The sequence below is a fragment of the Streptomyces sp. NPDC048639 genome (assembly GCF_043199075.1).
Lineage (GTDB): Bacteria > Actinomycetota > Actinomycetes > Streptomycetales > Streptomycetaceae > Streptomyces.
Genome location: NZ_JBICVP010000012.1, coordinates 80,231 through 101,721, shown reverse-complemented (window position 1 = coordinate 101,721; position 21,491 = coordinate 80,231). Strand labels below are relative to the sequence as shown.

The 21,491-nt window shown below is 72.2% G+C and carries 14 protein-coding genes; 1 reads left to right on the top strand and 13 read right to left on the bottom strand.

The genetic code is table 11. The features are described from left to right. Nucleotides 1–144: 144 nt before the first annotated feature. Nucleotides 145–1,374, bottom strand: coding sequence for an amidohydrolase (locus tag ACGFNH_RS28795; RefSeq protein WP_393658643.1), 1,230 nt, complete (start codon nt 1,372–1,374; stop codon nt 145–147). 202 nt (nt 1,375–1,576) lie between these two features. Between ACGFNH_RS28795 and ACGFNH_RS28790 the strand changes: the two genes are divergently transcribed. Then, complete coding sequence (locus tag ACGFNH_RS28790) at nt 1,577–1,753, top strand: thiazolylpeptide-type bacteriocin (RefSeq protein WP_003968635.1); 177 nt, start codon at nt 1,577–1,579, stop codon at nt 1,751–1,753. A gap of 139 nt (nt 1,754–1,892) precedes the next feature. Here ACGFNH_RS28790 and ACGFNH_RS28785 read toward each other — a convergent pair whose 3' ends face one another. From ACGFNH_RS28785 to ACGFNH_RS28730, 12 genes are all read right to left on the bottom strand, one after another. Continuing rightward, nucleotides 1,893–3,845: a TOMM precursor leader peptide-binding protein gene (locus ACGFNH_RS28785; RefSeq protein WP_393658642.1), complete on the bottom strand. Its 1,953-nt coding sequence runs from the start codon at nt 3,843–3,845 to the stop codon at nt 1,893–1,895. Further along, nucleotides 3,842–4,597 carry an ABC transporter permease gene (locus ACGFNH_RS28780; RefSeq protein ID WP_393658641.1) on the bottom strand — a complete coding sequence of 252 codons (756 nt, stop codon included), beginning with the start codon at nt 4,595–4,597 and terminating at the stop codon, nt 3,842–3,844. The genes ACGFNH_RS28785 and ACGFNH_RS28780 overlap by 4 nt, the downstream gene beginning before the upstream one ends. Before the next feature lie 38 nt (nt 4,598–4,635). Beyond that, on the bottom strand, nt 4,636–5,589 hold the full coding sequence (locus tag ACGFNH_RS28775; protein ID WP_393658640.1) for an ABC transporter ATP-binding protein: 954 nt from the start codon (nt 5,587–5,589) through the stop codon (nt 4,636–4,638). 5 nt (nt 5,590–5,594) lie between these two features. After that, nucleotides 5,595–6,731: a metalloprotease gene (locus tag ACGFNH_RS28770; protein WP_393658639.1), complete on the bottom strand. Its 1,137-nt coding sequence runs from the start codon at nt 6,729–6,731 to the stop codon at nt 5,595–5,597. Further along, a complete protein-coding gene (locus ACGFNH_RS28765) occupies nt 6,728–7,810 on the bottom strand; it encodes a lantibiotic dehydratase C-terminal domain-containing protein (RefSeq protein ID WP_393658638.1) in 1,083 nt (360 codons plus the stop codon). The genes ACGFNH_RS28770 and ACGFNH_RS28765 overlap by 4 nt, the downstream gene beginning before the upstream one ends. After that, nucleotides 7,807–10,497 (bottom strand): lantibiotic dehydratase, encoded by a 2,691-nt coding sequence (locus tag ACGFNH_RS28760; RefSeq protein ID WP_393658636.1) that lies wholly within the window; start codon nt 10,495–10,497, stop codon nt 7,807–7,809. The genes ACGFNH_RS28765 and ACGFNH_RS28760 overlap by 4 nt, the downstream gene beginning before the upstream one ends. 31 nt (nt 10,498–10,528) lie before the next feature. Further along, complete coding sequence (locus ACGFNH_RS28755; RefSeq protein WP_393658634.1) at nt 10,529–12,157, bottom strand: SagB family peptide dehydrogenase; 1,629 nt, start codon at nt 12,155–12,157, stop codon at nt 10,529–10,531. Nucleotides 12,158–12,171: 14 nt separating this feature from the next. After that, a complete protein-coding gene (locus ACGFNH_RS28750) occupies nt 12,172–14,175 on the bottom strand; it encodes a TOMM precursor leader peptide-binding protein (RefSeq protein WP_393658864.1) in 2,004 nt (667 codons plus the stop codon). 118 nt (nt 14,176–14,293) lie between these two features. Further along, nucleotides 14,294–16,594, bottom strand: coding sequence for a TOMM precursor leader peptide-binding protein (locus ACGFNH_RS28745; RefSeq protein ID WP_393658632.1), 2,301 nt, complete (start codon nt 16,592–16,594; stop codon nt 14,294–14,296). Between the two features lie 5 nt (nt 16,595–16,599). Further along, nucleotides 16,600–18,408: a BTAD domain-containing putative transcriptional regulator gene (locus tag ACGFNH_RS28740; RefSeq protein ID WP_393658630.1), complete on the bottom strand. Its 1,809-nt coding sequence runs from the start codon at nt 18,406–18,408 to the stop codon at nt 16,600–16,602. Nucleotides 18,409–19,106: 698 nt separating this feature from the next. Beyond that, nucleotides 19,107–20,588 carry a SulP family inorganic anion transporter gene (locus ACGFNH_RS28735; RefSeq protein WP_393658628.1) on the bottom strand — a complete coding sequence of 494 codons (1,482 nt, stop codon included), beginning with the start codon at nt 20,586–20,588 and terminating at the stop codon, nt 19,107–19,109. A 71-nt stretch (nt 20,589–20,659) separates the two neighbouring features. Next, nucleotides 20,660–21,250, bottom strand: coding sequence for a carbonic anhydrase (locus ACGFNH_RS28730; protein ID WP_393658626.1), 591 nt, complete (start codon nt 21,248–21,250; stop codon nt 20,660–20,662). Between the last annotated feature and the right edge of the window lie 241 nt (nt 21,251–21,491).

The following is a 21,491-nucleotide window of genomic DNA, read 5'->3' as shown; positions in this document are numbered from 1 at the left end:
TCTTCAGCCGGACCCGGTCGCGTTCGACATGCGGCGTACACGCCCAGTGCGGGGGGAGCAGCCCCACGAGTCTGATGGCCGTGGTCGCCGCGGCGGGCGCTGCCATGTCGCTGCGGACCGCGATCACTTCGACGAAATCCGTGCTCATCGTGGTGCCTCCCGTAGAAGGTGCAGAGCCGCATCGGTCATTGCCGTGATGCCCGTGGGCAGGGCCGTTCTGAGGTCGGGCGCGAACTCCGGGGAGTGGTTGGCCGGAACGGGATCGCCTCCCGCGAGCGCGGAACGCCACTGCGCCGCGCTCGTCACCCCGAGCATCCAGTACGCGGTGCGCACCCCGGAACCGCCGTGCAGCGCGGCCCCGTGCTCCCCGAACCACGGAAAGTCCTCCGTGGCGGTCGCACCGGGCCAGTGGATCACGCGCCCCGCGCCGAACCCCGCCGTATGGACGGCGCGCAGCGCCTCCGTGAGATCAGGGTCCGGCACCAGGGCGGGGGACCGGGAGGTGATGGTGACGACCGGGTCCTCCGGGCAGCCGGAGGCCGCGCACTCGCCCCGTACGATCCGCTCGACGGCGTCGGTGACCCGCCGCAGCACGGGCTCGGAGAACGCCCGTACGGTGACGCCGAGTTCGGCCCGGTCGGGGATGACGTTCCCGCGCTCCCCGGCGCGCAGCGAGCCGACGGTGAGCACGACCTGTTCGGCCGGGGCCGTCTCGCGGGAGACCACGCCCTGCAGCCGCAGCACCACCGCGGCGGCCGTCACCACCGGATCCACCGCGAGGTGCGGGGTCCCGGCGTGGCCGCCGCGGCCCCGGATGACGATGTCGAGGGTCGCGCTCCCGGCCATCACCGGCCCCCGGCCGTGCGCCACCGTCCCGGCGGGCAACGGCGCGGTGTGCTGCGCCAGGACGGCGTCCGGTGTGCCGAAACGCTCGTACAGCCCGTCCTCCAGCATGGCCCGCGCCCCGCTGAGGGTCTCCTCGGCCGGCTGACCGACGACGAGGAGGGTGCCGCGCCAGTCCTCGCGCGCCCGGGCGAGCAGGGCGGTGGCTCCGGCGAGCGCGGCGGCGTGGACATCGTGGCCGCAGGCGTGCATGACGCCGGGCACGGTGCTGGTGTAGGAGAGCCCGGTGTTCTCCGCGACCGGCAGGGCGTCGAGTTCGGTGCGCAGCATCACGGTGGGCCCGCTGCCGTTGCGCAGCACCCCGACGACACCGTGGCCGCCGACCTTCCGCGTGACCGAACAGCCCTGCTGTTCCAGGCGGTCGGCGAACAGGCCCGCCGTCCGGCACTCGTCGCCGGAGAGTTCGGGATGGGCATGCAGATCGAGGCAGAGCTCGACAGCGGGTCGCAGTACGTCCGGTGGAACGTCCATCCGTTGCACACCCCTCTTTCTCCTCGTGCGAGCCTGCTTGTCCGGACCTTCAGGGAGCGGGCCCTTCCGCTGACAGCAGGTGTCAGCGAAGTGACAGCGGAAGCCGTGCCGATCTGCCAGTGCGGGCGGATGGAATGGGGCCACCCCAAGGGGATGACCGCCGGAACAGCCGGCGGGGCCCCTGTGACCAAGGGAGATCACCATGGCCCCGAAGACTGAGCTCGCCACCCTCGCCGACGAGATCCTGGAGCTGGAGTCGGAGACCTTCGAGATCTCGGACTACTCGGACGCCTCCGAGGTCGTGCTCGCCGGTTCGACGTCGTGCTCCTCGACCTCGACCTGCTCCAGCACCACGAGCACCACCTCCTGCAGCGCCTGATCTCGCGCAGCTCACCGCGCCCGGCACCCCCGCTCCAGCGGGAGTGCCGGGCGCGCTGCGTGTGCGGAACACGGTGAGCACGGCGGACCGTACGCCCGGCTCGCGCTGTGCGCCGGACGTACGGGGTGCGCGGCGGTCCTCACGGGAAGGGATGCGGCACCTCCTTGGCGCCCGTCCTGCCCGCCTTCTCAAGCGCCGCCCACAGCCGCGGCATCCGCAGCGCCCGCTGCCGGGTCCATCCGAAGTCCAGCGGCAGCAGCCCCGGTACGGTCGTGCTGACGGTGTGCAGACCCATGCGCTCCTGCTCGGGGCTGGTCTGGTCGACGGCGATGACGTCATGGCCCGCGCGCACCAACGCGTCGCGCACGAACAGCAGATCGTCGCGCAGGTCCCCGGTGCGCGGGCGTACGGCCTCCCAGTCGGCGAACGTCTCCGCGAGCGGCAGGACGGCCGAGGGCTCCAGATATTCGCGGGCGTGACGGGCCATCACCGGCAGCCCGTAGAGCTGTGCGTGGTCCTTCAGGTGCTTCACGCGGGTGAAGTCCTGTGCCATTGCCCGGAGTTCGTCGTGGCGGTCGGCCACCTGGTACGGCAGATGCGGGATGTAGGTGAGGACCTCGGAGAGCGCGGAGTCCACCGTGGCCTCGGGGTCGAGACCGGCGGCCGCGCTGAAGGCGAGCGTGCCGTGGCCGCCGTCCCGGCGCACGGCGACCGCCGTGACGACGGGGATGCCGAGGTCCATCCGGTTGTCGTAGGCGTACACGTCGTAGCCGTGCAGGGCGGCCCGGTCCAGCATGGTGCGGATGGTGCCGCTGCGGCAGGAGCCGAGGTCGATCCTCGGCAGCCGGGCCCGGCCGTACCAGGCGAGCAGGAAGGCGTCGCGCTCGATGAGTTCCAGCAGACCGAAGAGCGTGGCCTCCTCCGGACTGCCGCCGGTGGCACAGCCGTTGGAGCACTCGAAGACGAAGTTGTCCGCCTCCACGCCGGCGCTGTAGTGCACCAGCCGGGCCGGTACGAGGACGGGCCGGTCCTCGCGCAGCGAGTGGCCCCACACCCACGGGATGGCGCGGTCGGGGTCGAAGGGGCTCACCAGGGAGTCGCCGGCGTAGGTCTCGGGGGCGTAGAAGCCGCACTCCGCCGGGTCCAGGACCGCCTCGCCGTGGACGGCCCGCAGACGGTGGTACGAGTCGTGGACGGGGGAGGTGCCGCGCCGCCGGTGGGTGCCCGCGTACCGTTCGAGTCCTTCGAGGTAGGCGAGCGTGCGGCTGGTGGCGTAGCTGTTGGCCTGGCCGCTGAAGGTGACGTCGTTCAGGCCGGCGTAGCCGCGGACGAAGTTGGACCCGGCGACCGGAGCGGTCGTGGTGGACGCGGGGTTGATCCAGATGCCCGAACCCAGCGCGCCGCAGACCGGGTTGGCCAGCGCGGCGGTGGGCAGCGGGAAGGAGTCCAGCGGCCGCAGCCGGGATGCGTCCGGGTCCGGCTTGGGGCGGGAGACCGGCCGCAGCCGGACGGTTTCGGGGGTGTCGGGCCGGACGTCCACGCAGCGCGGGCACAGTGGCTCCGGCAGCAGGGGGAAGGTCGCCACGGCCAGGGTGCCCAGGTCGACTCGGGTGACCTGGCACAGCTCGCGGTCGGCGGCCACCTGTGCGGCGGTCTCGCGCGGACCGTCCAGCACGGCGCGGTAGGCCGTCCAGACGGCATCGAGCGCGTAGTCGGTCAGCACCGGCCAGGCGGCGGCGCCGTGCGGCCGGAACCCGAGCTCCAAGGCCTCGCGTTCGGAGCGGCTGCGCAGCCGCTGCCAGCGCATGGCGAGGCAGTTCCCGCAGGCGCGGCCCGCCGCACCCTCGCCCCACGGCCCGATGAGGACGGCGCGGGAGGAGAGGTGGACGTTCGCCCCGGGCCGTACACCGGCGTGCGGATCCGTGCTGCCGTCGCCGAGGGTGTCGGCGGCACCGAGCGGTACGACGAGCGGGGCGGGGAGTGCGCCTTTCCCCTCCCGCGCGAACTCCTGGTAACGGCGGTCGAGTTCGCGCTGCAGCAGGGCCTCGCCCGCCGAGAAGGGCGCCGCCTCGGGCGCGCCGGTCTGCGTCACGACTTGTCGCTCCAGCGGAAGGTCTTCATCGCGATGAGGCCGAAGACCAGGGTGTACCCACCCAGTGCCGCACAGGCGAGGAGCATGTCCGACTTGCCGCCGTCACCGGTGATGGCCGCGGAGACGCCGTCGTTGAGATAGCGCAGGGGGAAGATCCGGGAGAGGGTCTGCAACCAGTGCGGCATCCGGTCGAGCGGGAAGAACGAGCCCGAGAGGAAGGCCATCGGCACCATCATGCAGTTGGCGACGGCGGCGACCGACTCGGGTGTCTTCGCGTACGAGCCCACGATGGCCCCGATGGCGAGGAACGCGGTGATGCCCAGGATGAGGATGGGCACCGCCAGCGGCCAAGTCCCGGCCAGCTTCAGCCCGAAGACGGGGAGCAGGGCGACGGAGACGAACATCACCGCCTGGACCAGTCCGATGGCGATGGCCAGGACGTAGCGGGAGCCGAAGACGGCCGTCAGCGGGGCCGGCGTCATCCGGATGAGGCGGAGGAGGTCGTCGCGGCGCCACTGCATCAGCACGAAGGCGATGCCGAACACGGCGGCGTTGGCGATGCCCCAGGACATGACGCCGGGGGCGATGTAGTCGATGTAGGCCCGCCCGGTCTCGTCGACGGACTGACCGTTGAAGATCAGCCCGAAGACGATGAGGAAGAGCAGGGGGAAGGCGAAGACGAAGAAGAGGGTGGTCTTGTCCCGGACGTGGGCCCGGTAGCCGGCCTGGCTCAGCGCGGAGTATGCGCTCATGGTGGTGCCTCCGTATCTTTCGTGCGCTCGTACCGGGCTCAGCCCTGGGGGGTTCCGGTGAGTTCGAGGTAGACGTCCTCGAGAGTGGCGGTGCGGGTCCGTACGCCCTGGAGTCCCGCGATCGCGTCGACCGCCGACAGGACGGGTCCGGAGTCGAGGGTTTCCAGGACGACCGTGTCGCCTTCGAGCGTGGCCTGCTGGACACCGGGAATGGCCTGCGCCTGGTCGAGGGTGAGCCGGTCGGCGGGCACCAGCAGCCGCGTCATGGGGCTGCCCGCCGCGACGAGACGGCCGGGGGTGTCCAGAGCGGTGATCCGTCCGTTCACCATGATGCCGACGCGGTCGCACAACTCCTCGGCCTCGTCGAGGTGGTGGGTGGTGTAGACGATGGTGCGGCCCGCGCTCTTGAGGTCCCGCAGCACCTGCCACAGAGCGCGCCGGGCCTGCGGGTCGAGGGCGGCGGTGGGCTCGTCGAGGAAGATGAGTTCGGGTTCGTGGACCAGGGCCGAGGCGATCGCCAGACGCTGGCGCTGCCCGCCGGACAGGTCCTCGACGCGCTGGGCGCCGTGCTCGGTCAGGCCGACCATGGCCAGGGTCCGTTCCACCGAGCGGCGCGGCGCATCGTAGAGGGCCGCCACCGTCGCCAGGTGCTCGCGCGCGGTGAGCCGGACGAAGAACGCCGAGGCCTGGGTCTGCACGCCGAGGCGCGGCAGCAGCCGGACGTCGCGGGGCCAGGGGTGGTGGCCGAGGATCGTGACCGTCCCCGAGTCGGCTTTCCGCAGTCCTTCCATGATCTCGACGAGGGTCGTCTTGCCCGCGCCGTTGGGGCCGAGCAGGCCGAAGAACTCGCCGCGGCGCACGGCCAGCGAGACTCCGTCCACGGCCCGGACACCGCCGTACGTCTTGCGCACATCGTCCAGCACGGCCGCCGCTTCGGGTGGCTGCGTGCCCTTGGCAGGGGTGGTGTTCACCGCGTTCTCCTTGGTGGTCATCGGATTCACAGGGTCGTCAGCAGGAAGAGGACGAGTGCTGCGACGGCTGCGAGCAGGGCGCAGATGACGAGCACGGTGCCGAGCACGTAGGCCGTGTAGGCGATACGCGCGCGGCGCGGGTAGGCGGTGGCGGCCGGGTCGCGACGGACGGCCAGGACGAGGTAGGCCCGGCTGGAGGCGGCCAGTTGGGTGGCACCGGCGAGCTGGGCGGCGATCTTGTAGCCGTCGAGCGGCGGCAGCGGGACGAGCATGGCGAGGGCCTGGGCGCTGCCCAGGAAGACCAGCCCGGCAAGGGCGTCGTGGGTGGCATCGTCCGAGGGGACGAACAGCCACGCGGCGCAGAACGGCAGCAGGAACAGCAGGTTCATCACGGCCCCGGCCACGGCGGTGGCGATCCGCTGGCCGCGGGTCCGCAGATAGAGGTAGTTGTCGACCTCGCAATACATCATGATCAGCGGCAGCCGCCAGCGCAGTCCGATCTCGGTGACATGACCGCCGTAGTGCCGGGCCGTGACGCCGTGGGCCAGTTCGTGGAACGTCGTGCTCAGCCACATGAGGCAGCCGGCCCCCGCCAGGAGGATGGGATTGCGCAGCAACCCCCATGCGCCGAGCACGAATTCGCCCATGTGCAGCAGCATCACCACCTCCATGGCGCCGACCATGAGCAGCAGCGGCACCATCGCGTACGGCGCGAGGAGGAAGCCGGTGGCCCGGTGGAGGCGCGCCGTGGTCGCATCGGCGTCCGTGACCAGCCGCCGGTCGCCGCGCATGAAGCTGTTGCGGGCGTGCTTCCGCTTGTTCCTGACCCTGGGGCCGGCCGAGATGGAGGTGACGGGCGCGCGCTCGGTGTCCTGCAGGAGGCCCCGGCTGCCCAGCATCCCCAGGATCCGGTGCCAGTTGGTGTCGCCCAGTCTGCGGCCGTACTCCTGCGCGTAGTCCGTCCCGATGTCCTCCAGGCTGCGGCTGCCGTCCATGCGCGAGATGAGGAAGTGCTCCTTGACGCCCACCTCGAAGGACCGGCCGCTGTCGGCGTCCTTGATGAGGTGGACGGTGCGGGGACCGTGCAGCAGCCCGCTGCTGATCAGGATCCTCTTCCGCAGCGCCGGGCGGTACTCCGCGAGTTGGGCCTGGGTCGTGGTCATGTGCCGGCCCCGACGGTGAACTCCCGCAGGACGCGGGCGAGCACGTGCGAGAGGTACGCCTCGTCGCGGATGGTCACATGCAGCCGGTTGTTGGTCATGTGCATATAGGGGGAGAGCAGGCGCGGCAGTGCCTGGTCCGGATCGGTGAACGGCACGAGCTCCCCGTCCGCCGTCGGGAAGACCAGGTCTCCCCGGACCGCCAAGTCGTGCGCGCGGTCGCGCAGTTCACGGCAGTGGGCCGCCCAGCCGTCGACGAACGCGGGCAGCCGGCCCGGCTCTCCCGAGGCGACGGCCCCGCGGATGTGCGCGAAACGGCGGGCCAGATCGGGCGCCAGTTCGGCGTAGTTGCGGTCGTACTCGTCGGTCCCGATGAAACCGGTGTCGGGGAACGCCCGGTGCCAGAACTGGTAGTAGCTCTCCAGATAGCCGGACAGCCGGTCGTCCTCGGGCATGAAGCAACCGGACATCACCATCATCAACTGGGCGGACGTGCCGAGCAGCACCGTCCGCAGATGGAGGTTCTTGGTGCGGAAGGCGTCGATGACCAGATCGCTGGAGTGGCGGAAGTGCCACTCGGCGAGCTCGATCCCGGCCGGGCCGCCGTACTTGGCGTATTCCGGCTCGTAAGGAACGGCGCAGCGCGAGTTGTTGGGCTGCAGCCGCATCCGGCCCTGCTCGTCCAGGTACGTGCCGCGGTCGGCCTCCGGGAACTCGATCTGGAAGAGCGCGTCGTAGAAGTCGCGGAGGAAGCCGGAGTCCACCTCGTAGAGGGCGGGACGCTCGGCGAGGAAGGCGTCGATGGCCTCCTCGGTCCGGCGCCGCACCTCCGGCTCCGCCTCGGGGGAGGAGGGGCGGATGCGCAGCCGCACGTGCGGCCCCTGCAGCCAGTAGTTGATGAAGAAGTAGTTCGCCAGCAGCCCGTCCGCCTCGAGTGCGGCGACGAGGGGCCGGATGCACTGAAGGAACATGGGTCGGGGATTGGCGGCGTAGAAGATGTGCGTCGCCTGCCAGGCGCCGCGCCCCTCCCCGCTTCCGGTACCCGTGCCGGTGCTCGCGCTGCTTCCGGTGCCGGTCGTCACGTCTCATCACTCCCTCGGGTGGAGAACACCGTCTCCACGGCAAGTTCCGCGACGTGGCGGCCGCGGTCGGAGACGGCGTGCAGGCCGTCCTCCTCGGGCAACATCTCCCGGAACACCACGCGGGCCCCCGGGCTTTTGAGCAGTGCCTCGAACGCCGTGAGCGACAGGAAACTGTCGAAGTCGACACAGCTCGGCTTGGACCCGGTCGCGCCGCGCCCGCCACCGTCCGACACGGTCGCGAAGACCCGGTCGGGCAGACCGTGGGCCCGCCGCCACCGGTGCCACTCCAGGAACCAGTCCTCGTCGCTCACCCCGGGCGTGCGCAGCGGCAGGACGGACGCAGGGGCGCTCCAGCGGCGGCGGCTGAGCACCACATTGCCGTGGCGGACCCGCGGGCGCCGGGTCACCCCGTCCTCCGGCTCGCCCTCCGGAATCCCGCCCCAGACATCGAGCGGCGCGATGGACGTGGGGGAGAGCAGCAGCAGGGTGCGCGGGATCTCGGGCAGGGCGAGCGGTACGAGATAGCCGAGGTAGACCGGGACGACCTCGCGGCCGAGCCGCGCCGAGCGCAGAACGAGCCGGTCCGCCGCTTCGTCGTGCTCGATGAAGAGGTCGTCCAGACGGATCTGGCACTCCGGCGGCAGCGTCCCGGTCTCGCCGGGGCACACGATCTCGTGGTCGGTCAGCCGGCCGTGCAGATTGAGATTGCTGGTCACCGACCCGCCGCTCACCTCGGCGAACACCACGCCGTCCGGTTCGATCGCCCCGGCGTGGGCGCGCAGTTCCTCGTCCAGGCCGTCGAAGCAGTGGGTGAAGCGGCTGAACGGGAACGACAGCCCGCCGAACGAGCGGTTGAGCACGAACAGCGGCCCCTGCGCCCCGTCGGAGAGCTGGACGTGATGGCTGAGCGTCGCGAAGTCCGGGGTGACGGTGGTGAGTTCACCCGCGACCTCGTCCAGGAACGCCTCGTCGAGGAAGAGCTCCCCGCCTGCCTCGCCCCGGGCCGCAGCGCCGCTCCACGCGTCCCACAGGGCTCGCATCTGCCCGGAGAACGCCTGCCGGGCGGTGTCGAGGGCCTTGATCTGGGGGAGGCCGAGCCAGTTCTCCTCCGGTACGTACCGTCCCTCGGCGTCGTACGCCTTCCGGCCCGCCGTGAACGACAGGTACTGGTCGAAGAAGTCCTCGTGGAAGTCGTGCACCAGCTTCAGGAGGTCGTCGCAGCGGCCGCCCTGTCCGTAGCGGGCCAGGAAGAAGCCCTTGAGCGTGATCCGCTGAGGAAGCGTCAGGTCGAATGCGGGCAGTACCCGCTCGACCGCCCGCAGCGGTCCCTCCGCCAGCCCCGTCCAGGCCGCCGGATCGCAGGCCACGTCACGGCCGGCGACCGCGTCCTCGTAGAGCACGGTCTGCGGCACCTTCGCCTGCTCGGTGCCCAGGTCCTCCTGGATCTGACGCAGCCCGCCGCGCAACTCCTCCAGCAGACCGCGCCGTTCGGACGGCTCGGCGTGCGCGAACCGCTCGACACAGGAGGCCGGGCCGTCCAGCGCCTGCGCCAGCTCCCGCGCCCAGGGCCGGTCGAGACCCCGCAGCGAGTCCTGGAAGGCGTGCAGCGGGTCGATGTCGTGGACGCCGGTGCGCAGCCCCGGAACCTCGATCATCCCGAGACCGAGCAGCGCCTCCAGATAGCGCTCGCACTCCTCCTCCGGCGCCCCCTGCTCCGCGGCCAGCCAGCGGACCAACTCCCCGTAGCGCAGCACCGGCTGCTGCTCGAAGAGCGAGAGCATCCGCTCCAGCGTGCCGCTGCGGCGCAGGAAGAACAGCCGGTCCTTGACGGAGTCGAAGGTGACGGCGGTGTCGTCGTCGCCCGCCGTGACCAGGCGGCGGACATAGCGCACCCGGTCGTCGTCCCGGCCCCAGCCCGAGGCGAGGGAGACCGGCAGGTCGGCACGCCGCTCCCGGTGGTCGGTGACGGCCTCGGCGAGCCGGCCCAGCGCGACGACGTTGAGCTGCGGATGGCTGGTCCACTCCGCGTCGATCCGCACGGTACGGTCACCGGCCGCCCGCCCCTCGGCCGCCGTGAACGCGCCGAGCGCGACACCGGTGAAGGTGCTGAACGGGCTGGTCTTGCAGGCCGTCCGGTAGAGGTACGCGACGAGGGACCGCTCGATCTTGCGCTGCCGCTTGTCGGGGCGGGAGCCCGCCTTGGCCACGAAGTCGTCGATCTGCGCGTCCAGCGACGGCGAGGCGAGCAGCAGCCCCTTGCGCAGCCGCTCCTCGCCCGCGAGGCGCCGCAGTTCTTCCCGGGAGCGCCCCAGGTCGGCCGCGAGCAGACCGGCGCCCTGGGCGCGGCGGGCCTTCCACTCCCGCCGGTCCTCCAACCAGGCGCCCAGCGCCCGGGCCGTTGAAGCGTCGAGCGACGAGACGAGGGCGAGGGCGGCGCCGGGGTCGCGCGGCAGGCGGTTGTTGAACACCTCGCGGCGCAGGGACAGCAGCGCGCGGCGTTTGGTCTCGTCCGTACAACCGCCGACCATCGCGTGCAGGCGGTCGCCGACGGACTCGCCCTCCGCGCGCAGCCGGGCGTCCTCGGCCAGGACGTCGTCCGCCCAGCGGCGGCTCTCAGGGCAGCGCAGGCCGTGCACGGACTCGACGGGGAGTCCGGCGACGCGGAGCATGAACCGGCGGCTCAGCATGGGGAGTTCCTTCCTTCCGGTACGCATCCGCTCAGGCGATCTCGTGCCGGAAGTCGGCCGGATCCGGCCGCTCGTTGCCGATCATCATGATCAGCAGCGGAGCCTCACCGGTGTCCTCGATGCCGAGTTCCTCGATGTACGAGATGTTGTCGAAGCCCAGGGCCACACCGCAGCCCAGATCCATGGCGGATGAGGCGGTGTAGAGGGTCTGGGCGATCGCCCCGATCGTGGCGTTGACCAGGCGGTAGCCGCGGTCTCCCACGGCGTCCAGCACCGCGTCCGTACGGATGGTCGAGACCAGCACGGCCCCGGCCTGCTCCAGGTTGTAGTTGGCCAGGAAGTAGTTCTTCTGCAGGAACAGGCCCAGCGGCCCGTCCTTGACCTTCTCCAGCTCGTGGGTGTCCGGGTCGTAGGCGTACGCGCCCGGCGCGACGCCCTCGACATGGCTCACGACCGCGTACAGCTTGGCCAGCGGCGGATCCTCCGCGTGGGCGGTGTCACCGCCCAGCCGGGCACCGGAGTGCGCGGCGGCCAGGCAGGTGGCGAGCTGTGCGGCGGTGACGGGGCGCTGGGCGTCGAAGCGGCCGAAGCTGCTGCGGCGGTTCCGCAGCGCGGTGCGCACATCGGTGGCCGGCGGCTCGGCCGCCGGGAGCGGAAGCCGCTCGCCCTCGCCCGCGGGCGGGGCGGCGGCGGGAGCGAGGGCTCCGGGGGCGGGGCGTGCGGTGGCGTTCTCGGCGGTGGCGGCCTGCATCTTCAGGATCGCCTCGAAGGTGAGGACCGTGCGCGACCGTTCGACGTCGCGGTGGCGCACCGAGGCGGTGGCGCCGTCGGCCGGCACCACCGAAGCCGGACGCAGGGCGGCGTCGGACCGTTCGCCGGCGCCCTCCCAGCGGAGCGGGATCACCGCGAAGACACCCTCCTCCTCGGTGCGCACCCCCAGCAGCCGTGCGAGGCGCTCCTCGTCGAACCACAGCGCGGGTTCGACGGACAGCCCGCGGGCCCGCGCCCACATGCGCCAGGTCTGCACGGCCGCGCCGAGGTCCATGCTCACGACGTGGAAGGAGAAGCTGTTGTACTTGAAGGCGTTCTGCCAGTGCTTGACGCCGACGACGAGGTACTGGTCGGTCGTACCGGCGCCCGGTGCGCCCTCCCCGAGCGCCGCCCGCACCTCCCCGGACACATCGCCGGTGAGCAGCCGCTGCATGGCGTGGTGGCGGGTGGCGTAGTAGTGCACCCCGGGCGGCAGCGGGCCGCTCGGCCCCGAGACCCAGTAGATGCTGAGGGGATAGAGGCCGCCGCCGGACGCGGTGCCCCGCGACCAGTTGGCGAGCGGGTAGAACGGCAGCGCGCTCAGATCGCTGTTGGCCTGTACGCCGAGCCGGCGCCCGGTCAGGCCGTACGAGTCGAGCAGCATGCCGGAGAGCGCGTCCAGGTCGAAGGGTCTCTCGCCGCCCGGCGGTTCGGCGCCGGACAGATCCAGCCCGCGCTCCAGTGTGGCGTCGGCCGGGTAGTCGCCGGTGGGCAGCGGCAGGCTGTCCACCCCCGGGTAGTACTTGGTCTTGCGCGGTCCGTCGGGCCAGTCGGGGACGAAGCCGACGGGCTCCATGCCGACCCGGTTGCGCCGCAGGATCGCGGCGGCGTAGTCATGGGCGTACCCCATGGTGTGCTCCTCGGTCAGGGGAAGGGGTGCGGGGCCGGGTTGAGGTCCTCGGGGGCGAGGTCGCGGTCGCGCAGCCCGGCCTCCCGGAGAGCCGTGCGCAGCCGTGGCATGCGCAGCGCCCGCTGCCGCTGCCATCCGAAGTCGATCGGCAGCAGGCCCGGGACGATGACGGAGACCGTCGTGAGTCCCAGGTCCCGCTGTTCGGGCATGGTCTGGTCGACCGCGATCACGTCGAATCCGGCGTCCGTCACGGAGCGGACGCACACGTCCAGGTCGTCGCGGACGTCCGCCGACGGGGTGGGCACCGAGCCGTTCCCGTAGAGCTCGGCCATCGGCCGCTTCGGCGGGCGCGGGGCACCCGGCTCGCCGATGAGGAAGTGGGCGTGGTCGCCCATCTCCGGGATGCCGTACGCCAGGGGGTGGTCGTGCAGTGCCTCGACCTTGGCGAAGTCGGTGGCCATGGCGCGCAGCCTCGGCTCGTCCCGCTCGGTCCTGCCCTGGAGGTTGACCGCGTCGGTGGCGATCTCGCAGAGCGCCCCGGCCAGTGCCGCCTCCGGGTCGAGGCCGGCTCCTGCTCCGAAGCACATCCGGCCGAGCCCGCCGTCGTGGCGGACGGCGACGCCGGTGACGACGGGGACGGGGAAGGTGATCCGGGTGTCGAAGAAGCGGGCCTCGTAGCCGTACATCTCCAGCCGGTCGACCATGTGACGGGTGGAGGCGCGGGTGCTGGTGCGGGGGTCGATCTCCGGGAGCGCGGCCCGCCCGTACCAGGCGAGGAGGAAGGCGTCCCGCTCGACGATCTCCATCAGGCCGCAGTAGACGGCCTCCTCCAGACAGCCGCCGGACGCACAGCCGTTGGAGCTCTCCTGCACGAACCGGTTCTCGACACCGGGTGCGTGATAGTACGTCAGCACTTCGGGGACGAGCACCGGGCGGTTGTCGCGGAGGGACCAGCCCCAGACCCAGGGGATCTCCCGACCCGGCGAGAACGGCGTGACATAGGGGTTCGCCCGGTGGAACTCCTCGGAGTACAGGCCGCATTCACGCGGGTCGAGGGCATGCTCGCCCGCGGCCAGCAGCCCGTCGAGGGAGTCCCGTACGGTCGCGGTCTTCGCGCGGGAACGCATGCCCGCGTACCGCTCCAGGCCCTCCAGGACGCCGATGCGCACGCTGTCCGCGAAGGTGTCGGCGTGCCCGCCCCAGAACGTCTCGCGCAGATACTCGCCCGAACGCATCGAGAAACAGCCGATGGTGGCCGACGTCGACGTCGAGGACACATCGTGGACGACGGACGGGCCCAGGGCGCCGCACACCGGATTGGCGTACGGCTCCACCGGCAGGTCGTAGGTGCGCAGGTCCCGTACGCGGAACGTGCCCGGCTTGTGCTTGGGCGCCGGCCGGAGTGTGAGAGCGGCCGCCTCCGCGGTGTCCTCCTCGGACCGTCCGCACCGAGGGCACTCGGGGTCCGGGACGAGCGGGTAGCGCCTGACCTCCAGGGTCTGGAGGTCGACGAGATGGACGGCCGGGAAGGGGCCGGAGTCCTCGCCGGCGCCCTCGCCCCGGGCCGCGATGAGACCGGCGAGGGCGGTGGCGGCGAAGGGCGTGACGTACGGCGACGCACCGGCGGCCCGGGTGCCGGCGCCGAGTTCGAGCGCCTCGCGGAGCGCGATCGACCGCACGGACTGCCAGCGGCGGGTGAGGCAGCGGGGGCAGGGGCGCGGGTGTGCCGCGGCCTGCCCGGCGGGCGGGAAGGGCCCGGCGACGGCGTGCCGCCCGTAGAGGTGGACGGGTACGGCCGGGGAGCCGCCGGAGACCTCGGCAGGAGTGTGGTCGTCCCCGACTCCCCGCTCCGGAGCGGAGGTTCGGGCAGCGGCGATCGGACTGGGGGCATCGGGCGCGAAGGCGTTCCGTACGCCCAGCAGCCCGATGTCGACGGCAGTCGTGCTGCCGTGGGCGGCGAGGTCCCCACGCAGCAGCTTCGCCAACTGCCCGCAGGAGGGGGCGAGGAGTTCGGGCACACCGGACGCCGCGGCGTCCTCGCGGCCGGCGGGGGTGCCCGGCGCTCCCGGGGCGCGTCGTGCCTCCGCCGCCGCGGACCCGCCCTCCGCGGTGCGCCCGGTGTCCCGGGGCACGGAATCAGTGTGCATCGGTGCCGCCCGGGGCCTGAACGGTGAGGAGCACGCGGGCTGTTCGGATGCCGCCGGCCGGCAGGTCCGCCGGTGTCGTGGGCACGACCAGGACGTCCCGGCCGGCCGCGCGCAGCCGGTCGAGCACCGTGTCCCACGAGGCGGTGGAGGAATCGGCGGGCACGGGTGCGTCGGTGACGGCGACGGTCCCCGCGTCGAGGTCGCCGAGCAGCGGGTCGCCGGTGTCGACGGCGCTCTCATCGCCGTCCGTCCCGTTGTCCGTCTCGGCCGCGAGCTGCACCGCGCCCAGGAGGTCCCGCAGCGCCGCAGACGCCGCGGCCGCCCGGGACAGCTCGCAGCCGACGGCCCACCGGGCCGCGCCCTCGCCGCCGGTCTCGCGGGCGAGGACGGCGTACGCGCCCGAGCGTTCGCTCTCACCCAGATCGAGCAGCTCCACCGCGACGCCCAGATTGCGCGCGGACTTGAGCAGGAACACCAACTCCGCGTTCATGATCGCCTCTTCGAGCCCGTCCTCCGCGACCGGGCTGACACGGGCGGTGCCGCGCACGGCATGGAGCAGCGCGTCGTGCGACAGGGCGGAGAGCAGACCGCGGCCCGCCGCCTCCTGCGGGCTCGCGCCCGCGCCCGCACCCGCGCGTGTGGCCAGATGCAGCCGCGCCCGGTTGTACGAGCCGAAGGTCCGCACCGCGGCCGCCGGGACCAGCACCTCTTCCTTGGTCAGCAGCGAGGAGGCGGTCGTCCACGCCGTCACGTCGGCCTCCGTGGCACCCGTACCGCCGCCGGTGGTCAGCGCGGCGGGGCTCAGTACCGCCCGGCCGGACGCGGACCGCTCCTCCTGGGGGGAGGGCGGCGCGACCAGGTCGGTCACCGGCACCACATGATCGACGTAGGCCTCGGCAGCCGCGTACAGCGCACGCATACGGGCACCGGCCAGGTGGTGCACGTCGAATGCCGCGATCGTCCGCCGAGGGCCGTGGCCGAGCGCGATCTCCACACGGCTGACCTTCAGCGGGGTCTGCGTCAGTTCCTCGTCGTCGTAGCGGGTGAAGACTCCGGCGAGGGGGCGGACCAGGGCGTCGCTGGTGCGGTTGAGGTCGTCGACGAGTCCTTCCGCGTCACGCGCCGTCTCCACGGTCGGGGTCCGGGGCAGTGAAGGCCCGGTCGCCAGGACCTGTCCGGCCTCCTCGGCGGCGCCTGCCGCGGGCGGGCAGAGGGCGCACTCGGGGTGGGGGTGCAGCGGCTCCGCGACGACGTCCAGCGACTCCAGGTCCTGGACGAGGACCTGACGGTCCGTCTCGGCGGGGAGCGCTCCGGTGGTGAGGCGGAAGACCTCGTAGCCGAGGAGGTTGCCGGACATGGCCGCGACCGGTCCGATGAGCGCTCCGTCCACCGGGGAGGGGACGGGACGCCCGACGGCGACCTCGCGCCAGATGTCGGCCGCCGCCCCCGCGTCGACGTTGGCACCGAGGCGCAGCAGGGCGCAGGACCAGCAACCGCTGGAGCCCGGGGTGCTCAGAGGGCCGATGACGGAGCGGTTGCCGAAGGCCCACGCGGGGATCACGGTGCGGCCAGGGGGCACTCCGTCGGACAGCAGCCGGTGGACATGGCGGGCGGCGCCGGTGCCGGTGACCACGACGACGTCGTAGTCCGCGAGGTCGTCCCAGCCCAGGTGCGCGCCCGTGCGGTCGGGCCCGTGCTCCGCCGGGGTGCCGGGGCCGTCGAGGCGCTCGACGTCCACCGGGCAGCCCCTGGCGGCCAGTTGGTCCGCCTCGGCGCGCACCTCGGGGAAGTCGCGCAGCACGCCGATCCGCGCACAGCCGTTGCGCACCAGGCTCAGGGCGCACCACTGGGCCACCGCGTCGCCGCCCAGCACGGCGACCTTGGTGTCGCGGAAGCGGCGGAAGCGTTCGACGGGGCTGTCGGTGTAGTGGTCGACGTAGGCGATCTGCGCGGCGAATCTTCGGGTCACGTCCGCTTCGAGCCCCGGCTCCGGCTCGGCATTCCCGGCCGGGATGTCGCGGGCGTAGCCGCGTTTGTACAGGGTCTTCACCAGCTCGGCGGCCATGGTCCGCTGAGCCGGGCCGAAGCCGTCGCAGATGGCGGCCAGGGTGTGATGGCCGCTCAGATGCGGGACGAGGAGGGACGCGAACCGGTACGCCGTACGCCCCGTCAGATGGAATCCGCCGTCGGCGTTGTGGAAGAGCACGCCTCCGGGCGTCTCGGTGAAGAGCACGTCCCGGTTCACGCGCGGCCGGGTCCCGGCCAGCGCTTCGAACGCTTCTGCAGCCATGGGGGTCACACTTTCTGTGTGGTCTGGGTGTGGTGGGGCGTCCTACACGCGTAGACGCGGAGGAGCTCATGCATCCGGTACGGACCGGGCGGCCCCTCTTCGAGCAGTCCGGCATCGGCCAGGCGCTCCAGTGCCTCCTCGGCCGCGGCCACCGGGAGACCGAGCGCCTCCGCGGAGTCCTCGGCCCGCACCTTGTCGTGGGCCAGGGAGCCGATCCGCAGAAAGGCGGCGGCCAGGCCCGGCCCCAGGCGGTCCAGCGCCTCGCCGAGCACCTGCTCGACGGACATGCCGGGGTCGTCGGTCAGGGAGAGCCGGGCCATCGGGTCGTCGGCCAGCCAGCGGACGCTGTCGGCAAGGCTGAGCCCCGGGCGGGTCAGCAGCCGGGCGGTCAGGATCCGCAGGGCCAGGGGGTAGTGGGCGCAGATCTCGGCAAGTCGCGCTGCCGCTTCGGGCTCGGAGTTCACCCGGTCCGTCCCCAGGACGGACAGCAGCAGCTCGTGGGACTCGGCCTCCTCGAACGTGCCCAGCCGGTGCACCGAGCCGCCGTGGGTCGCCACCAGGCCCGCCAGGCCCCGGCGGCTGGTGACGATGGCGGCGGCGCCCGGCGCGGACGGCAGGAGCGGGCGCACCTGGCCGGCGGTGAGTACGTCGTCGAGGACCAGCAGGACACGGTCGCCGCTGCCGGTCCGCACCCTCAACTCCTCAAGCTCCGCAGCCACTTCGGCGGCACCGCGCGGTTCGCCGCCGGGGCCGGTCATCCGTACCAGGAGCCGGCCGTCGGGGAAGTGCTCGCGGACGAGCTGGGCGACATGGCAGGCCAGCGCCGTCTTCCCGATGCCCGGGGCGCCGGAGACCAGCACCGTGGCCGGCCCGCCTCTCTCCTCGGTGAGCCGGGCCGTCATGGCCGCGACCTCCGCGGAACGCCCGCTGAACGACGGCACCGCGGGCACCGACGGCAGGACGGCAGGCGTGGAGGGAGGTGCGGTGGCCGCCGCGGGCACCTTCTCCTCCCGCACCCGCTCCGCCGTGAGCGCCAGGACCTGCGCGGAAGGGCGTTTGTCGGAGGCCGGGCCGAGATCGTCGCCGCGGAGAATGGCCAGCTCCAGCCGCTGCAGCGCGGGGGAGGGGTCCACCCCCAGCTCGTCCAGCAGGTACCCCTTGACCCGCCGGTACTCCGCCAGCGCCTCGGTCTGCCGCCCCGTCCGGTACAGGCACTCGATGAGCTGCTCCCGGAACCGCTCGTGGCCCGGGTGGGCTCGCGTCGCGCTCCACAGCTCGACCAGCGCCTCGCCGCAACGGCCCAGCGCCAGTTCGAGATCGCAGGCCCGCTCGACGGACCGCAGACGCTCCTCGGTCAGCCGCGGGACCTCGTCGCGGTGCAGGACGTCGGACCGTACGTTCGCCAGCAGCGACCCCTGCCACAGCGCAAGGGCGTTCCTCAGGACGTCGAGCTCCGCCTCAGGATCGCGGGTCAACTGCGTTGCGCGGCGCACGCCTTCGCGGAACCCGATGAGGTCGAGGTTCTGCTCGCCCGCGATGATCCGGTAGCCGCCGGGCACCGCCTCGATGGGCGTCTCGGTCACCCCGTACTTGGTGAACAGTCTCCGCAGCCGCAGCACGCACGTCTGGAGAGCGGCCTTCGCCGTCGCGGGCTGGACCTCGCCCCAGACGGTCCGCAGCAGATACTCCGTCGAGACAACGGAGTTGGCGTGGAGCAGCAGGGAGGCGAGCAGGATGGTGGGTTTGGACGGAGCGAGCACGACGGATTCCGGCCCGTCGGTGATGCTGAGCGGGCCGAGCAGCTGAAATCGCATCGCCGCCTACTGCCGGCCGTCGACGCAGACGCGGAACTCCGCCGGCGCGGAGGGGCGGGAGAGACGGTCGGCCGCCCTGTCCCAAACGTCACAGAACGTGTCGAGCAGGCGCTGTGGAATCACGTCCGCGGAGGCCCGGGAGAGGTGCCGCGGCGACGACGGGGGACCCTCGAAGGAGGTCGCCGCCGCGGCACCGGCTGATGTGCACAAGGCGGTCGCACCGAGTCCCAGGACGAGCGCTGTCCGCGCCGAGAGCGTTGGCTTGCTGGATACTCCGGTCACTTTCTCCCCCTTGCCTAGCTGGTCAACTAGCGGGCACGCATGACCCTGCCAGCGGGGGAGTGGGCGTAACAGACAGAAGGCTGACAGCTTGTTGCACGGGTGGGGGCAGCATGCTGACAGTGCTTGCGTTCGTCCCAACGGCGCCCGGGAGGACGGTCCCTGGCCTTCGGAGGACGGCGCGGGGCGGGGAGGAAGAGGCCGCGCGGTGGCAGCCATGGCGGCGCCGTTGATCACGGAGCGTTCATCACCGGCTTCGCGTCGGCGACGCCGCGAGCCGTCCGCGCAGGAGCACGTACGCAAAAGCCCGCCGGCCCCCGCTGCCTCGTGCCGTACGAGGTGCGGGGGCCGGCGGGCTCGGTGCGCTGGACGGGGCACCTGCGGAGGGAGCAGGAACGCTCCGTCCGGGGCCGGCCGTCTCAGAGCGAGGCGCCCACGGGCTCCTTCGTCTCCTCCTTCTCCGTGACACGCACCCGGGACCCGGCGTCGTTGTGCCGCTCCACCCAGGTGTTCAGCGCGGTGGTGGACGCCAGGTCGCGGTGGCGCAGCCCGGAGAGGTCCAGCTCGACCGGGCGGTCGGCGGGCAGGGCCTCCAGGGAGTCGAGGATGACGGGCAGGCGCAGGAACGTGGCGTTGCCGGTGAGGGAGACGCGGACCGTCCCGCTGCCCGTGTCGGCGGTCCGGACGCGGACGTGGGAGGTGTCCCAGGCGAGCTTGACGATGGAGAGGCCCAGCCCGATGAGGACGCCCTCGAACATGTTGACCGTCACGATCGCGATCGCCGTGGCCACCATGATCATGGCCTCCGTCCGGTGCTCACGCCACATGGGGACGAGGCGGTCCGTCGGCAGCAGCTTCCAGCCCGCGTGGACGAGCACTCCGGCGAACGCGGCGAGCGGGATGATGCCGAGGACGGCGGGGAGGAAGACGGCGAACAGCAGCAGCCAGACACCGTGCAGGACACGCGAAACCTTGGTCCTCGCACCGGCGTTGACATTGGTCGCGCTGCGGACGATGACAGCCGTCATCGGCAGGGCGCCGAGCAGACCGCACACGGTGTTCCCCGCGCCCTGGGCCATCAGCTCCTTGTTGTAGTCCGTACGCGGCCCGTTGTGCAGCCGGTCCACGGCGGCGGCGCTGAAGAGGCTCTCGGCCGAGGCGATGAGGGTGAAGGCGACGACGGTTCCGATGACACCGACCTGGGCGAGGGCGCCGAAGTCGCCGCCACCGGGAAGGTCGACCGACTCCAGCAGGCCCTGCACCTCGACCTTCTTCAGGGGAAGGTCGAACAGCCACGTGACGCCGGCGGACAGCACCACGGCGACCAGCGCGCCGGGGACCATGCGGACCCGCTGCGGCATCCGCTGCCACAGGAGCATCACCAGGACGGTTCCCGCGCCGACGCCGAGGGCGGCCAGGGCGTGGGGCGAGCCGAAGACGGTGGAGACCAGGCCGGGCAGTCCGGCTATCTTGCCGAGCCCGCTGGAGGGGGACGACTGATCCGCCATGGCGTAGAGCTGCCCGGCGATGATCACCAGGCCCACGCCGGCGAGCATGCCTTCGACCACGGAGACCGAGACCGCACGGAACCAGCGGCCCAAGCCCAGGAATCCGAGCAGCAGTTGGACGAGTCCGGAAGCCAGAACGATGACGCCGAGCGCACCGAGACCGAACTCGCGGACCGCCTCGGCGACCAGCACGGTGAGACCGGCGGCAGGACCGCTGACCTGCATACTGCTGCCGGGCAGCAGGCCGACGACGATGCCGCCGACGATCCCGGTGATCAGTCCGGTCTCGGCCGGGACACCGGAAGCGACGGCCACACCCACGCAGAGGGGCAGGGCGACGAGGAACACGACGACTGACGCGCTGAGATCGCGTCCAAAGGAGGGGGGAAGCATCAAGGACCTCTCGGTTCTGTCATCTGCGTCATCGAGCGATGACGGGTCGGGCGCGGCGTGCGCACCAGGGCTCACAGGGGCAGGAATTCCTCGCTGCCGCCGCGGTGGGTGCTGACACGGCCGGTGTGGACCTCGTAGAACCAGGCGTGCAGGCGCAGCCGGCCGTCGGCGAGCCGGGCGGACACGCAGGGGTAGGCGCGCAGCGTCTCGAGCTGGATCAGGATGTGCTCCTGCACCGCCCTGGCGATGTCGGGCTCGGCGGATCCGGGGACCTGCGGCGCGGCGGTCACGGTCGGCTCACGGTCGAGCCAGCCCCGCACCGCCGGTACGCCTTCCAGATCCGCGCCGGTGACCAGGGCGGTCACCGCGCCGCAGCCCGAGTGGCCGCACACCACGATGTCGGAGACGCCGAGCACCTCGACCGCGTACTCGATGGTGGCCGCCTCACCCGACGGACGTTCGGCGGAGTAGCGGGGGATGACGCCACCCGCCGTACGCAGCTCGAACAACTCGCCCGGCCCGGCACCGGTGATGAGCGCGGGGACGACCCGGGAGTCGGAGCAGCTCATGAACAGCGTGCCCGGCGACTGCCCGGCCTCCAGATGGCTCAACTCCTCGCCGCGGCTTGCGAAGCTCCTGGCGTGGTCGATCAGTGCTTGCACGTCGGTCTCCCCTTGTGTCGGTGACAGTGGCAACCGGGCCGGAGGAGTGCTCCGTTGGAGTGCTCCTTCAGGCCGATGTCGATCACCGTGCCAAAGCGCACCTGAAGCCCACCTGAAGCTGCTCACAGGGTGAGACGGGCGGGGTGTTCGGGGCCGGGGAGAAGGCGGTCGTACGAGGTCGGGCAAGGCGGTCGTACGAGGTCGGGCACGGTGCCGGGGCGCCCCGCGCACACGAAGAGGC

Bases quoted from the DNA above. Each gene is read 5' to 3' on its own strand.
- ACGFNH_RS28795 (WP_393658643.1), bottom strand. From the start codon at position 1,374: ATGGACGTTCCACCGGACGTACTGCGACCCGCTGTCGAGCTCTGCCTC.
- ACGFNH_RS28775 (WP_393658640.1), bottom strand. From the start codon at position 5,589: ATGACCACCAAGGAGAACGCGGTGAACACCACCCCTGCCAAGGGCACG.
- ACGFNH_RS28745 (WP_393658632.1), bottom strand. From the start codon at position 16,594: ATGGCTGCAGAAGCGTTCGAAGCGCTGGCCGGGACCCGGCCGCGCGTG.
- ACGFNH_RS28760 (WP_393658636.1), bottom strand. From the start codon at position 10,497: ATGCTGAGCCGCCGGTTCATGCTCCGCGTCGCCGGACTCCCCGTCGAG.
- ACGFNH_RS28790 (WP_003968635.1), top strand. From the start codon at position 1,577: ATGGCCCCGAAGACTGAGCTCGCCACCCTCGCCGACGAGATCCTGGAG.
- ACGFNH_RS28780 (WP_393658641.1), bottom strand. From the start codon at position 4,597: ATGAGCGCATACTCCGCGCTGAGCCAGGCCGGCTACCGGGCCCACGTC.
- ACGFNH_RS28740 (WP_393658630.1), bottom strand. From the start codon at position 18,408: ATGCGATTTCAGCTGCTCGGCCCGCTCAGCATCACCGACGGGCCGGAA.
- ACGFNH_RS28755 (WP_393658634.1), bottom strand. From the start codon at position 12,157: ATGGGGTACGCCCATGACTACGCCGCCGCGATCCTGCGGCGCAACCGG.
- ACGFNH_RS28770 (WP_393658639.1), bottom strand. From the start codon at position 6,731: ATGACCACGACCCAGGCCCAACTCGCGGAGTACCGCCCGGCGCTGCGG.
- ACGFNH_RS28735 (WP_393658628.1), bottom strand. From the start codon at position 20,588: ATGCTTCCCCCCTCCTTTGGACGCGATCTCAGCGCGTCAGTCGTCGTG.